The organism is Parablautia muri, assembly GCF_009917485.1.
Lineage (GTDB): Bacteria > Bacillota > Clostridia > Lachnospirales > Lachnospiraceae > Suilimivivens > Suilimivivens muri.
On record NZ_QZDT01000070.1, the window covers coordinates 1 to 14,672 of the forward strand.

Below are 14,672 nucleotides of genomic sequence, written 5' to 3' on the forward strand. Positions count from 1 at the left end.
ATCTCAGCGGCAAAATCGGTAAGATAATGAAGCTGAATGGACGCATACGCCGTATGGATTCCATGATGATAGAATCCAACATTCGTTTTCTGAGCCGTATGGAACTGATCTACACCTGTATATCTAAATTGGTTGTTTATCTTACAAAGAAGCAGCCCGATATGGTTTCTGAACCACTAAAACATTACGCAGACCCGAATGATTATAACCGCATCTTTTATCATCAGAGAAATGATGATATGTAGACAATGATTCAAATTTTCGGAACAGGCAGGACTGCTCACTAGGCAGGTCCTGTACGCGGTTCTGATAGGTCCTCTGGCTGCAAAACCAGGCCCAGTCATATTCCTTCATCGCCGCGATCTGCCTATCGTCCATACCAGCTGCGCGGTATTCCTGTTCCAGCCGGGTCCATTCTGCATCAAACTTCCTTTTTTCGTATCCATAGTGAAATCCCATAGTTTTCCTCCATTTCGATTCAGGCGTGGTTGACGGGTGAATCGAATGGAGGCGGGGATCGGCATCGGTACACATCGGGAGGTTTCCCTAAAAATCGACAATAAGAAACGCCAACTTCTCGCAATGAGAAACTGGCGCAACAAAAAAGACCATGATTATGCTGATTTATATAAATTAATAATACTGATAGATAACTATAATATCCTGGAGGAGGGCCTATGCTTTTTTTAATTGATATATATCATAGCTATTACAAATGAATATTGCAGACATAGCGGTATCCTCCTATATACCACCCCTGCTGATTGTTGAGGGTCATCTGGAGGTCTGCTTTTTAGCAAAAAGAAATAGCTGCCTTGATTACTCAAAACCGCCGAAAAAATCAGCTGTGCAAGAAAGCGTACAAAATCCTCTGCCCGTCAGCGGTTTTTTTCTTTTCCCCGCTGTGGAGGCAGATGTTTGAATATGTAAGCTCGTTTCATTCCACAAAGAACAGAACCCGCCGGATCAGCTCCGGGATATTGACCGGGGCGGTGATATAGTCGTTCACGCCCTCATGCCGGTATTCATATTCCGTGGCAAGGTCGCTGTTCTCGGTGAGAATAAAGAACAGCAGAAGCCGGACAGGGGGATTCTTCATTTGGGACATCCCCGCTACCCGCCGCAACGCATGAAACAACTCCATTGCTGTACCGTCCGGCAGGTCCACATCACACAAAATCAGTTCTATTTCCTTATCCTCAAAAATCCGGCGCTTGGCCTCCCCAATCGAGGGAGTCAGAATCAGGTCAAAGCCCTTTTGCTGCATAGCAGCCCGCAACACTCCGGCGCTGGTATCTTCCGCATGGACAAAGAGCAGCGTATGAAAAGTCGGCGCCTTTTCACCGGATAGCTGCCGGCAGGCGTATTCCACCAGCATATCCTGTAGCAGCATCCCTTTCATTTTGTCCATACACAGCGTTGCGCCCCGTTGCTTGGCCTCCTGTTCGTAGTCCTCTTTATCATGGCAGGACACCAGAATAAAAGGCAGCTCCTTGTCTGTGGCCCGCACCTCGTCCAGAAAGCCCATGCCGGAACCGTCCGGCAGGTCGAGAGCACAGCAGATTACCAGAGGCATTTCCTCTTGGATGACTGTCCGAGCTTCTTTCAGTGTGGAAGCCGTTTCTACCGGGTAGCCTCGCCGTTGTAAATATTTTTGCAGACACCATATATAGGTGTCGTTGTCGTTGATCAGCAGTATCTTTTTCATATGTCCTCACCCCCAATATTGATTTACTACAAGCATAAACTACAAATGTTACACAAATGTCCGAGGGGTCTTTGATTTCGACAGAAAAACAGGCTGAATTATTACAAAGCTCGGACATTTCAAAATATTTTGTCAAGGGATAGAAAAAAATCAGTGGCGCAGCTAATGAACCGCTCCACTGATTTTCCCAAATGTCCAATTTACTTTTGTGTTTTCTTCCACTTTGCATATTCATTCGCAGTGGCATTTGTTTTCCCTTTTATGGGAAGCTATAACAGTAGCACCATGATTAAATAGTATTCGTTCCTATTTCTCAAAAACTACAAAAGCACATTCGTAAGGATGGGCGCAATACAAACTTTCTCGCTTATCAGTTAATATACTTCTCAGTATAAGTTGAAAATCTCCGCCACCTGATAAAATCATGTATTCTGCCGCAAAAAACAGCAGTAACTGATTTGTCATCACCGCAGCCGCTGCACCCCCGCCTCCTAAAACCAATGTAGGCATAGCCGTTCCTAACAGATATTGCCATTTTTTCAATGGTTCGAAGCAAGTGCAATATGGAGATAATGTACTCCAAACGATTCCGAAATCAATCGCATGAAAATGATTTTTTGAAAAAATCCCCCAGGTAATTCCATGTATCAGCTCATGCACGATAATCAGGCATAAAATAAGCAAAGGCAACGCCACAACATATCCCCAGGAAATACCATCTAAATTAAAACCATTCACCTTATTGTAGAGCCAAAATGTTAAAGCCATAAACGGAAACATGACTAAAAGAGCTAAATACTTTGCCTTTTGCGTATTGATAACCACATTCTTCATTTTATATCCTTTTTGCTGCATTTCAGAATTAAATTTTTCAAAGTCATTTTTACGTTTCAATTCTTTTTCTGTTAATTTTCTTTTATCGTCAGCCATAGATAATTCCTCCAAATTTCATACGCTTATTCCATCGCCCGCATTTGTTCAATCAGGGATTGTTTTTTCTGTCTGCGGATTGTCCAAACAGACAAGATCAGCTCCATTCCAAACAATACCAGAATGAACAGGCCCATTTCCAAAACCGGGAATTTGTAGGGTACTACATTTCCGGCAAAAGTATCTATGCTCATTTTTCTGCAAGCAAAGATGGAAACAGGAAGTCCAACAATCAGCATCGCTAATGTTGCAAAGAACGCATAGCATAGGCCCTCGCAGATGTTCATTTTACATAGCTGCTTTTGGGTCAGTCCGATGGAACGCAAAACACTGTTTTCCTGTTTTCTGGACATTTGATTAGAGAGGGTCGTGTTAATCAGGTTGATAACGCCAAAGAGGAATATCAGCCACGAAAAGACCTGCATACTGCCAAAAGCCACAGAATTTTGCCATTTTTCAAACTCAATTATAGTGTCAATATCATCTAATGCAATATCAGTATGAGTGGCTACAATATTTTTCAATTCATCCCTCACATGATCCGCTTTTCTCGGATTGCTCACAATATTCCACGAATAGTCAAACAAAGTTATTTCTGGATGTAATTCATGGAATAATGCTTCTGGTGCAAATTCAAGTGCAGCGTCAAGTGTAAGTGTCTTATGTCCATTTTTTATATCACCAGTGTAATATATCCCTGATATAGTAACAGGAATAGTTGATTTCCCAGAGGTAACTTCAACCGTTTCTCCCACTCCTATATTTTCACGGTTACTTGTGGTCTGATCAATTATAATACTATGTGAATCTGTTGGCATAGTTCCCTCTGTCAGAGCCGCTTCAAGGGTCTTATAATTCTGGTCGGTCAGCATATCACACATACCAGCACACTCAATTCCGTTGGCACGATAATTTATATGAAGGCTTTGCCTTTTTGTAATCACATCAGTTACACCATCAATGGCCAAAATCTCCTGCTTTAGTTCTTCATTTAGTGGATTTCCTACCGCCATAACTTCGTGTTCTGCCAACTCAGAATGCAAATAAATTTTATAGTCACCATCCGGGAAACGCTGTCTTGCTATCGCCTCTGGCGAGTGTACCAAAACCAGCGAAGATACCACCATCAGAAAAATTCCGCCTATACTCAAAGATGCTACAATACTGATTGTCTTTTTTCGGTCACGCTTAAAATTCGCAATTCCCATTGAAACAGGATTGAGCTTGATATTCTTTTTCCGTCTGCGGATGTTCTTTTGCGCCGGAGTAAAACGGACGGCTTCAATGGGGGAAATCCCTGCCGCAATCTTTACAGGCTTACGGATGGAAACAGATACCATGATCCAACTGCTTATGAGTGTCAGGGAAACCATAACGACATAGGAAACAGCGTTAAAACCCTTGGAAAACAGGAGAAAACCACCGCATACGCCCAGCACTGTACCAATCAAAATTCCGATACTGCCGAGTTTGCGTCCCTCCCGCTTTACAATCCGCTTGATTTGCTTTGGCGTTGCACCAATCGTCCGAAGCTGCCCGTAGCTCTTGATTTTGTCATTGATGGAGATACGGAAGATACTCTGGATCACAATATAGCCGCCGATCAGCACAATGGCAATCACGCCAGCCATCAGTGCAAAATCAAAGGACTTAGAAACATAAGTAAAATACCTGTTGTTCATGCGGGGATTAGGAAGCTGATATTCCTCTGTAATCTCCCTGCAATAAGAGGTCATCAGTTCTTCTCCCAACTGGTCGCTGTTTTTGAAATGGGCATAGGCGCGATAGCCAGCCGGGTCAAATCCATCCCATTCTGTCAGGGCAGCTTTGGAAAGAATGATAGCGCAGGTATTCGCTTCTTTTTCATTTACACTGTCCATAATGCCGGTAACGACATAATCACCATGAAAGCTCTCGGTGTCTAAGGTCACAGTGTCCCCGATCTTGGCATTGTTTCCATAGGTGGAAAGAAAGTATTCGCTTACAACAACTTCATTTGCTTTTTCAGGAACCCGGCCCTCTAATAACTCCATCTGCACCTTGGTAATCTCCATCATTTGCGCGTCACAATACACATAGGACGCATGATAGCCCTGTTCCGAAAGTTCCTCACCCAGCATATAGTAGCCGCCTACGCGCTCAAACTCCGGCAGTCCTTTCAGGGTTTCAATCTCGTTTTCCTCTACGCCCATCCAAACCGCCTCATAAGTATCGACAACCTGATTGCGCTGCATTTGTATCAGAGAAGTAGACACAATTCCCGTAAAGCAGATCAGAAACGCCGCCAGCGCAACGGCGATCACCACCATCAGATTCCGATGCTTCTCGCTTTGTAAACTTTTCTTTGCCAGCTTCTTTGTAATGGCGCTGGTATCATTCTCAAAAGGCCATGTCATAGCCTGCCACCTCCTTATTCCACAATCTTGCCATCCTCAATGCGGATAATCCGATCTGCAAGGCGGGCAATGTCGTTGTTGTGGGTAATCATCACGACAGTTTGCCGGAACTCCGCGCTGGTGCGTTTGATAAGCCCCAGCACCTCGGCGCTGGTCTTGCTGTCAAGGTTGCCGGTCGGCTCGTCGGCCAGCACGATAGCCGGTTTGGTAATCAGGGCGCGGGCAATCGCCACACGCTGCTGCTGGCCGCCGGAGAGATTGTTCGGCATATTTTTCAGTTTATCTTCCAGCCCCAGCAGGTGAACGATCTCGTCCAAAAACTTCTGATCCACCGTGTCCCCGTCCAGCTCCACCGGCAGGACGATGTTCTCATACACATTCAGGATGGGAACAAGGTTATAGTTCTGGAAGATAAAACCGATGTTGCGGCGGCGGAAGATGGTGAGCTGTTCGTCGTTCTTCTTTGCCAGTTCTTCGCCCCGGACAATCACGGTTCCGCTGGTGGGAGTGTCCAGCCCGCCCATCATGTGAAGCAGGGTAGACTTGCCGCTGCCGGAGGTTCCCACAACGGCCACAAATTCGCCCTCGTCTACGGAGAAGTTCACGCCGTCAAGGGCGCGGGTAATGTTCGGCTCTGTGCCGTAATACTTTTTCAAGTCTATAGTCTGTAAAATGCTCATACTCAAAACTCCTTTCAAGGCTTTCTGCCTGTTGATAAGGGTATTGTAAAACCCAAATGTCCGCGAAATGTTACAGCGGCAAAAAAATTTCATTGAAAATCGGGGTGAAATGTTACAACGCTCGGACATTTCAAAAATATTTATGACAATTCCCGTATTTGCTCTACCAGAGATTGTTTTTTTATCTGCCGGATTGCCAAATACGAGAAAAGCATTTGGACGGCAAGCATCAGTATAAAATAACTGAGCATTTCAACTGTCGGAAAATGATAGCTTACTTTTCCAAAAATACTCATTGCACTAAAGACGGTGCAGAGAAGATACCCGATAAGAGTTCCGCATGATATGGAAAGAAGCAGCACCCCTAATGTATAGAACAGGCCCTCTATCAATAACATTTTTGAAAGCTGTTTACTGCTCAAACCAACCGCTTGCAGAACACCCAGTTCTCGCTTCCGTGTCAAGATGTTTGTTATCAGTGTGTTTAGCAGATTGATAATGCCAAAAACCCCGATAAACATAACAAAAATGTAAACTGGCATACGATAATTCAATAGTTTTTCGTTGTATGCCTCTGCCCAATCATTCAAGGTACTGACATAGAGGCTGGAAGTCGGTGGAATTATCTTTTGGATTTCATCTTTTGCAGCTGCCCATTTACTGTCATCTGTATCTACAATAAATTGATAATTGAGGTTTTCAACAGGAACGATCTTTGACAGCATTTCTAAAGGAATAAATAGCGTATCATATCCGCCATACGGGATATCAGCGTCCACAATTCCCATTACTTTTACTTCCAATGTTTGTCCGCCAACTTCAATCAGAAGTTCGTCCCCAATCGCTGCATCCCACCCAAAAGTTTCTTTCCACTGTGGGCCATTTTCAATAATAATGCCATTATTATTGAGTAGTGCTTGCAAATCTGCTGTACCATCAATCAAATATTCTTCAAGCAATTTTTGAGAGCTTGGCATATATGCGTCTGAAACAACCGGTTCAATATCTCCCGTTGGCATACGAACATTCAAAACGGTGCCCTGGTATTCTTTTATTTCTTCCACACCATCTATGTCCAAAATGGATTCTCTAAAATCTTCTGTGAGCAGATTCGATTTTTGGAGTTCTGAATATTGTTCGCTGTTATGTGCCTGCGGCCCGTAATCGCCTAATTCAAGGCGAATTTCTCCGTAAGGAAAACTCCTGCGCGCCATCGCTAAAGGATCAATGGAATTAAAATATGCAGAGCTTGCCATCAGTAAAATTCCACATACCCCTAACGATAGGATCGTTAAAGCGGTTTTCTTTCTGTTCCTTGCAAAATTAAGGAAAGCTAAATTTTTCGCGGATAGAGAACGATGCAACACTTTTGTACTGTTGGACATTACATCATTATTGCCCACCATATAACGGACTGCTTCAACAGGCGTAACATGAGCAGCAATTTGGGCTGGTTTAATTACAGCAATCATAACGCATAGATACACAAACAGAACTGTGACAGCGGCAATTACAAATACCATTAAAGTGTTCCAGCCTTGTGGGACAAGGACATATCCCGCTATTGCACCGGCTAATATTCCAACCGGAATACCAATTCCGGAAAGATGGAATCCCTCTCTAAAAACGATTTTTTTCATCTGTTTTCCAGTTGCCCCTATTGTCCGCAGTTTCCCATATTCTTTTGTTTTTCTGGCTATGGACACATAGAACAGACTGTAAATAACAAGGGTACAAGCCAAAGCGATAATAAGACTGATAAATGCTATTACAGCGATATATTGACTGCTTCTCTGTTCAATGAGAGAAAAATAATATGTTGAAAACTGCATTTGTTCCGGCTGTATTTCCAATTCTCTGCACAATGTTGATAATTCAGCTTGTATAGCGGCCTTAGACCAACCATCAGATTCATTCAGACGGATATAAGCGGAGTATGCCGGTTCGCTGAGCTTGTTTTCAATATAGGACTGCGACACGAATACGGAATAACTTGAATTTTCGACAGGCAAAATACCACATAAGGTATAATCTTTTTCTCCATCTCCCAGATTTAACGATATAGTATCGCCTATGGATTTGGACAATCCAGCTCTATCAAGAAACGCCTTTGTGATAGCAATTTCATTTGTGGATTTGGGCAATTCTCCCTCTAAATCAGGATATTTTGCTAATTTCATCAGCGTTTCGTCCATTGAACGAACGGTTAATTTGTAGTCCCCATAAGATACTAAACCCAACAAATGACTTACACCCACTTGAACCCTATCGCCGTTTACTAATTTCGTAATGGTATCATTATCGACTTCATTGATGATTGCTTGATAACGCCCAGCCGCATCATTTAATGATTTTCGCTGCGAAGCAAAAAAATACAAGGTCGTTGTCATTATCAAACAGGCAGCTAAGGCAATCGTAATGATAATGAGGATGTTTCTGCTTTTATCTGCTTTTAAGTTTCGTTTTGCCAACTTTTTTGTAATGGCGCTTGTATCGTTTTCAAAAGGCCATGTCATAGTTGTATCACCTCCATATTTGATAAGGCTATTGTAAAACCCAAATGTCCGCGAAATGTTACAGCGGCCAAAAAACTTTATTGAAAACCGGGGTGAAATGTTACAAAGCTCGGACATTTCAAAAAAATTTGCGGCGGGCAGCCGGAAATGGCCGTCCGCCGCATTCTATTTTGTCGGCAGCATAATGGAAAATTCTGAACCCTTTCCCAGCTCCGAAACCACTTTGATATAGCCGCCCTGCCGCGTTACGATCTCACGGGCCAGATACAGGCCAATGCCCACGCCCTGTTGTTCGTGTACTTCTTCCTCACGATAGAAGCGCCGGAAGATGGCGGCCTGATTGCTTTCGGAAATGCCCTTGCCGGTGTCGGCAACTTTGATCTCCACATACATTTCCCACAGCACCACTGACACAGCGATTTTCCCGCCTGCCGGGGTGTACTTCACCGCATTGTCCAGCAGGTTAAAAAGGGCTTCGGATGTCCATTTGCTGTCATGGGAAACGGCCAAATCCTCCGGGCAGTCCACAGACACGGCGATTTCTTTTTTCTCCGCTGCATATACAATCCCACTCATAGCCTGCGCCACGGTATCAAAAAGGTGGCCAGGTTTCTTATCCAACTGGATCACGCCCGTTTCCAGCCGGGAGGTTTTCACAAGGGCCTGAAAGAGAAAGTCCAGCTTATCCGTCTGGCTGCGGATTCCCAGGATAAAGTCAGTGCGCTCCGCCTCGGTCATGGGCTTTTCCAGCAGGGTGTCCGCCGCCATTTTCAGATTGCTTACCGGCGTTTTCACCTGATGGGAAATATCCGATACAAGGGTCTGTAACTCCTGCCGTTCCTCGTCCACAAGACGGCGGTTCTCCTGCATGATCTGATAAAGCCTTGCCAGCCGGTGTCCGATTCTGGCAAGCTGGGTTTCGCTGTCCTCCGGACGTTTTGGCGCTTCATTCCCGGCGATCATGTGGTCTAAAGTTTGGCACAGGTCAGCGGTAAACCGTGACAGCCGCTTTCCAAACGCCTGCGTCAGTACAAAAATCCCCACAAGGACACACAGCAGCACTGCTCCGCCAGTCAGCAGCGCCGCCGTTTGTTTTGTCACAAAAAAAAGGGCTATGGTAATCCCGGACATAGAGAGGACAAGCCCCATTGCCACCCGGCCAAACAGCCGCTTTACAGATAGGTTTTGAAACTTCATTTCGCCTCGCCTCCCGTCCACTGATAGCCCATGCCGTAAACGGTCTTGATGTAGGGCGTGCCGCCATCGGATTCGATCTTGCTGCGAATCCGGCTGATGGAGGTTGTCAGGGTGTGTTCATTCACAAACTTCTCGTCTATATCCCACAGCTTTTCCAGAAGCTGCCCACGGGTCAGCACTTGCCGGGGATTTTTACGGAACAGGGTCAGCATTTTGTACTCCATCGGGGATAAGGTCAGGGGCTTGCCGTTTAGGGAAGCCGCCTGCTCCGAGAAGTCCAGAAACAGCCGCCCGTCGTCGTAAATGTCCTTGGCCGGTTTGTGGTGTTCCAGCATGGCGAACATGGCTTTGATTTTCCGCTGCAAGGCTCCGATCACAAAGGGCTTTGTGATGTAGTCCACCGCGCCCACCTCATAGCCCCGTATCTGGTCACTTTCCTGATCGTTGGCGGTCAGGAAGATTACAATGGTGTCCGGGTGCTGGGGCTTTATCAGCTTGCACAGTTCAAAACCATTCCCATCCGGCAGGTTGATGTCCAGCAGCACTAAATCAAATTCCCGCTGGCGTAGGACATCGGCTGCGGTCCTGGCATTTAGGGCAGAAGTCAAGCCGTACCCGTCTGCGGTCAGGTTATAGGCCAACATCTTATTCAAAAAACTGTCGTCCTCGACAATTAAAATCTGTTTCATATCCTCACTTCCTTTGCTTTTTGCAGATAGTATAACAGGCAAATGTCCGCGAAATGTTACAGCGGACGGATTTTTTCAAAAAAATATCCACCTCTATTATAATTTGATTTGGTTAGTGATACAAGGATAGCGTTTATATCTCACTAAAAAAACAGCATAATCATACCTGTCAGTCGGCATAATAAGGTTATTCCTTTGTGTAAATCGGCACGATAGAATATATTCGAGGTGAATGATTATGCCGATTGATGATTTAACCGCTTTAGGGCAAAAAATGCGGGAAGCCCGAAAAAGAAAAGACCTGACACAGCAGGAGCTTTCTGATATGAGCCATGTATCTGTCAAGCAGATTGCCAAGATTGAAAAAGGGCAGATGAATCCGTCCTTTTTGATTTTGAAGGCACTGGCAAAGGTACTGCCGATTTCTCTGGATTCTTTAATCAATCCAGATGTTTCCCCGGAAGATGAGGGAGCCGGTCAGATGAAGATGTTGTATTGCAGCTGCCCGTCAGAAATGCGTGAAACCCTCTTGCGCCATACGCAGGAAACCATGAAAGAACTAACCGAACTATCCGAGAAATTTGAAACGAATTGAGCTGGTGAGTGAATTTAACAAATTCCTCACCGGCTTTGTTCTTTTTCGAGAAAAAGAAGGTTATCCCGTTCCGGGATAACCGTGGCAAGCAATGCCCCAGGATAGCCATTCGGCTCCTGACGCTGCTTGTTGGGGATTCCCCAAGCCCCTTTGAACACAGAATTTCATTCTGTGGCTGCGCGTTCCTTCGGAACACTTTTCACCGGCCTGCGGCGGTGAGATAGTACAAAAAAACGGAGCGTCAGCGGTCCTGCACCTGTTCCTTTTCCCGGTCATTCTGGCGTTCCTCCCCGTATCCCATCAGCCGGTCTACGTTGGCTTTTGCGGCCAGCAGTTCCCGCATTTCCTCGCGGGAGCGCCGGTACTCGGCATAGTCTTTTTTCTTTCCTTCCAACAATGTTGCATACTCGGCCTGCAAGCTCTTGACGGTGGGCAGCTTCTTGATACCCAAATCGTCAAAGGCTTTCTTTGCCGCCTTGTGGAGCAAAATATCCGCTTCATGTTCCGCTAAAAATTTCTTGGAATACCCTGCCTTGCGGTAGGCCGTATAGACCTCACGGGTTTTGACGTAATTGATGATGTGGGTCCGCAGTACGGCTATCTCTGCCATGCGGGTTTCCGCCGCCTTGATCTGTGCCGACAGCTCATTGTGGCTGGCCGTAGCAGCAGCCGCTTTTTCTTCCAATACTGCGTATTCCAGCAGGCCATGCTCGGTGAGATAGTTCATCGTCTGCGCCATCTGTTTGAGGTTAAATACCTTTGCCCAGCGTGCGTAGCCAGCGCCTTTTCCCGCCTGCAATTTTGCCTGAATATCCACCAGAAGATTGACCTTGGGAGTGGGAGTTGAAACCGCATCTTTTCTGCGGGGCGTATGCTGCTTTTCTCCGGCAAGGACCGCCCGTATTTCATCTTCGCTGTACCCTTGTCCCAGCTTTTCATCCATGCGGGCAACATTCTTCCAGCCGGGGGCTTTGAGCCGGATTGCCTGTCCCCGGCGTGACACCTCACAACCCATTTCCGCAAGCAGCTTTAACAGCCCGTCAAGGTCTGCCGGTTTCTGTTCTAATGCCTGGTCAATCATCACGCGGAGCTGTTCCCGGTGGGAGGGCTTTGCCCGATCCCCCAGCCATTTGTTGTAGCTTTTTCCATGCGGTTTTGGGTCCTCTACAATGGAATAGCCGTTCTCAACGCAGATGGTATCATTCAGCCGCCGGACCGCGCGGGTGCTGCCCCAGAAGTTTCGGAATTTCCGGTCACAGTTCAGATTGACTGCGTTCCAGATGATGTGATTATGGATATGGGACTTGTCGATATGGGTGCAGACCACAAAGGCGTGACTGCCCTTGGTGAACCGCTTTGCAAACTCCACGCCCAGCCGGTTGGCTTCTTCCGGGGTAATCTCGCCGGGGACAAAGGACTGCCGGACATGGTAGGCCAGCACATCGTCCGCGCCCCGTACCCGTCCAGTGGTGGAAATGTACTCCCGTTTCGCCAGTAGAAACTCGGCGTCGGCTATCCGGCTGTCACACGCAAAGCCGGTGACGAGCCTGCCGTTATCTGTCTTTTGTGGGTTGGATACATAGTCGATAATGTCACTGACTGCCTGACTTTCGGTGCGGCCTTTGCCAATGTGCAGCGGCATGATGCGTGTGGTTGCCATGATGGAATCCTCCTCTCAAAAAAATAACGGCCTGATGAACAGGCCGTTGCTGGTTATTCAAAGTATGTCATAGGGAAAATCTGTGAAATCTCCGTTTGGTTCATCCTCCTCGAACCGGGCTGGCGAAAAGCGCATTTCATATTGTTCCTTTGCGAGCGCCCGAATGTCCGGGCGTTTATCGTGCATCTTCTTTTTCAGCCAGGAAATCTGCTCCTTTGAAAGCCGCCAGGGGAGATTCAACAGGCGGTTCATTGCCGCCATTTCAGATTTCTTTTCCGGCGGCAGGGAGGCGCACGTTTTGCAGATATGCGCCGCATGGCCTTTACCCGAAAACTTTTCGTTTGATTTATACTCACCGCAGATTTTGCAGTAATGCCCGCGCTTTTTCATTCCGATTCACTGTCCTCTGTCAGAGCATACAAACGGTGGACCGCCCCCATAACGGTGTTCCATTCCAGATCAGCCGCATAGGAAAATTTCCTGCGGTAAGCGGACCAAAGCGCCTGCATCGCATGGCTGTTTTCTACTTCGGAAAACACTTCCTTCGCTTCTTTCAAACGCCTCTCGGTCCCGCGCTTGCGGGCGGTAGCAAGGAGCGCGTGGCGGAGAATATCGGAATCCAGCGATCTTCCATGAAGCTGTTCCAGAATGTAGAGGTCATAAAAATCCCTCATACGGGTGTTTGTTATGGTCCGGGCAATCATTGTTTCCAGCTTTTCCGCAAGTACGGTTTCCAGATTGTACGCCCAAATATCAATGGAGCGTTCCTCCAGCATAAGCCGGAACCTGTACCGGACTGCCCTCGGCGTAATCACATCCCCGGTAGAAATATCAATTTTCAGCGGCGTCACCACCCCGTCAAAGACAGTGGCCATGCTGACCCGAATCCCCGGATACTCGGCCTCGTCCATGATTTCCGAAATGCTTTTCACCTGGAACTCCACACCGTCCTCAATGGGGACTGCTATGATAGAGGACATCAGATTTTCAATGTCCTCCACATTCACGCTGGCCCCTCTGACGGTTGCGTCTAAATCCATTGTAGACCGGGCATCCAACCCTACCATTGCGGCAACCAGCATCCCGCCTTTCAAAATAAAGTTATCCCGATATTCAGAAAGGGAAATACGTTCCAGGAAACGCTCCATCATATAGTTCCGCATCAAAATCTGTGCGTCCGCCGATTTCTCCTTTGCGAGATTGCGGATCAAATCTTTCAGCTGCCTTGCTGTCTTTATCATAATAGCACCTCCAAATACTGCCGCAAAATTTTTTCAACCCGGAACAGCCCTGCATACTGCATCAGCCTCCGCAGGTTTTTCTCTTTCCTGCGGGCGTACATTTTGAGCGCCCCTTGAAATGTCTGCATCTCAATGCTGCTCCGGCAGCGAAGCAGGTCGCAGATGGTCCGCTCCATATCATAAGCCGGAACCGTATGCCCGAAAGGGGTTCGAGCCGTACTCTTTCCGACGTCATGCAGCTCCGGTTTTATGGTGTAGACCAAAATCCCGTCCGCTTTCAATCTGGTCGTGCTGTATCCCCGTCTGACGGTAATGGAATAGGGGGAAGGCTCCCGGTCGGTCAGATCATGGAAAAACAGCGCCGTTTCATGAGAAAAAATCCCCTGGCTGCATCGTAAATGGAGCAGGTACATCCCATCGACCCAGGCATCCGGCGATACATAAACCCCATGTGCCGCCTGTTCCAATTCTTTTTCCTTCACATAGTTGTAAAAAACGGATTTTGGAATTCCCCGTTTCACCACCTCTGATGTTTGGAGCATACCGTGTTGTCCCTCTAAAATCGTGTCCAGCTGTTCAAACTGTGTCATGCCCTCACTTCCTTTCGTGCTACTATTATACATGATTGTAGCACGAAAGTAAATAGCGTCAAAAAGAAAAAGCGGAGGAAGGCGCGGCGAAGAACGCCGTTCCTCCCTCCGCAGATGGAGCAAACTATCCGGTCAGGAGAGCTTGGCAAGCTGGGCCAGTATCTTCTGCACACCGTCCCAAAGCTGTTCCTGCCGCTGGGATATATCTTCCAAATCAGCGTCATAAACCCGCCCGGTTTCATGCACTTTACGGGTCAGCTGGTTTATGTTGTTGCTGGAATAGCGCATCAGGGACACCAGCTCCTTCAGCTCCGGCAAATCCAGCTTTACCACATACCCGTCCAGCGCCATTTTCCGCAGGTAGGCTTCCCGGTTGACGGTTCCAAGCTGGGACATTTTTGTTAATAACTTCATGAGCTGTCACAGATTCAATCTTATCCGCTGTCACAAATCTGCTCATTTTCCTGTCA

At 46.8% G+C, this 14,672-nt stretch carries 13 protein-coding genes and 1 pseudogene; 2 read left to right on the forward strand and 12 right to left on the reverse strand.

Annotated features, from left to right (window positions below; all coding sequences use genetic code 11):
* A pseudogene (locus D5281_RS26140) lies at window positions 1–245 on the forward strand (transposase); the annotation flags it as partial.
* 692 nt (window positions 246–937) lie between these two features.
* Here the strand turns inward: D5281_RS26140 and D5281_RS22030 are convergent.
* The 7 genes from D5281_RS22030 to D5281_RS22060 form a co-directional block, all read right to left on the reverse strand.
* The gene (locus D5281_RS22030) at window positions 938–1,708 is read right to left on the reverse strand and encodes a response regulator (RefSeq protein WP_160562113.1); all 771 of its coding nucleotides are present in this window, start codon (window positions 1,706–1,708) and stop codon (window positions 938–940) included.
* Window positions 1,709–2,014: 306 nt separating this feature from the next.
* Window positions 2,015–2,638, reverse strand: a complete 624-nt coding sequence (locus tag D5281_RS22035; protein WP_160562114.1) for a DUF3267 domain-containing protein — start codon at window positions 2,636–2,638, stop codon at window positions 2,015–2,017.
* Window positions 2,639–2,664: 26 nt separating this feature from the next.
* Window positions 2,665–5,034, reverse strand: a complete 2,370-nt coding sequence (locus D5281_RS22040; protein WP_160562115.1) for an ABC transporter permease — start codon at window positions 5,032–5,034, stop codon at window positions 2,665–2,667.
* Between the two features lie 14 nt (window positions 5,035–5,048).
* Complete coding sequence (locus D5281_RS22045; protein WP_160562116.1) at window positions 5,049–5,714, reverse strand: ABC transporter ATP-binding protein; 666 nt, start codon at window positions 5,712–5,714, stop codon at window positions 5,049–5,051.
* Window positions 5,715–5,854: 140 nt separating this feature from the next.
* Complete coding sequence (locus tag D5281_RS22050) at window positions 5,855–8,185, reverse strand: ABC transporter permease (protein WP_160562117.1); 2,331 nt, start codon at window positions 8,183–8,185, stop codon at window positions 5,855–5,857.
* A 210-nt stretch (window positions 8,186–8,395) separates the two neighbouring features.
* The gene (locus D5281_RS22055; RefSeq protein ID WP_160562118.1) at window positions 8,396–9,427 is read right to left on the reverse strand and encodes a sensor histidine kinase; all 1,032 of its coding nucleotides are present in this window, start codon (window positions 9,425–9,427) and stop codon (window positions 8,396–8,398) included.
* Window positions 9,424–10,116 carry a response regulator transcription factor gene (locus D5281_RS22060; protein WP_160562119.1) on the reverse strand — a complete coding sequence of 231 codons (693 nt, stop codon included), beginning with the start codon at window positions 10,114–10,116 and terminating at the stop codon, window positions 9,424–9,426. Before D5281_RS22060 ends, D5281_RS22055 begins: the two co-directional genes overlap by 4 nt.
* Window positions 10,117–10,354: 238 nt before the next feature.
* On the opposite strand from D5281_RS22060, the gene D5281_RS22065 reads away from it, so the two are divergent.
* Window positions 10,355–10,711: a helix-turn-helix domain-containing protein gene (locus tag D5281_RS22065; RefSeq protein ID WP_160562120.1), complete on the forward strand. Its 357-nt coding sequence runs from the start codon at window positions 10,355–10,357 to the stop codon at window positions 10,709–10,711.
* A gap of 241 nt (window positions 10,712–10,952) precedes the next feature.
* On the opposite strand, the gene D5281_RS22070 is transcribed toward D5281_RS22065, so the two are convergent.
* From D5281_RS22070 to mobC, 5 genes are all read right to left on the reverse strand, one after another.
* Entirely contained in the window at window positions 10,953–12,371 is a 1,419-nt protein-coding gene (locus D5281_RS22070) for a relaxase/mobilization nuclease domain-containing protein (protein ID WP_160562121.1), read from the reverse strand.
* A 57-nt stretch (window positions 12,372–12,428) separates the two neighbouring features.
* A complete protein-coding gene (locus D5281_RS22075; RefSeq protein WP_016285074.1) occupies window positions 12,429–12,761 on the reverse strand; it encodes a hypothetical protein in 333 nt (110 codons plus the stop codon).
* On the reverse strand, window positions 12,758–13,612 hold the full coding sequence (locus D5281_RS22080; protein ID WP_160562122.1) for a nucleotidyl transferase AbiEii/AbiGii toxin family protein: 855 nt from the start codon (window positions 13,610–13,612) through the stop codon (window positions 12,758–12,760). The genes D5281_RS22075 and D5281_RS22080 overlap by 4 nt, the downstream gene beginning before the upstream one ends.
* Window positions 13,609–14,202 carry a type IV toxin-antitoxin system AbiEi family antitoxin domain-containing protein gene (locus tag D5281_RS22085; RefSeq protein WP_016222281.1) on the reverse strand — a complete coding sequence of 198 codons (594 nt, stop codon included), beginning with the start codon at window positions 14,200–14,202 and terminating at the stop codon, window positions 13,609–13,611. Before D5281_RS22085 ends, D5281_RS22080 begins: the two co-directional genes overlap by 4 nt.
* Window positions 14,203–14,334: 132 nt before the next feature.
* Window positions 14,335–14,616, reverse strand: a complete 282-nt coding sequence (gene mobC, locus D5281_RS22090) for a plasmid mobilization relaxosome protein MobC (RefSeq protein ID WP_330585240.1) — start codon at window positions 14,614–14,616, stop codon at window positions 14,335–14,337.
* Between the last annotated feature and the right edge of the window lie 56 nt (window positions 14,617–14,672).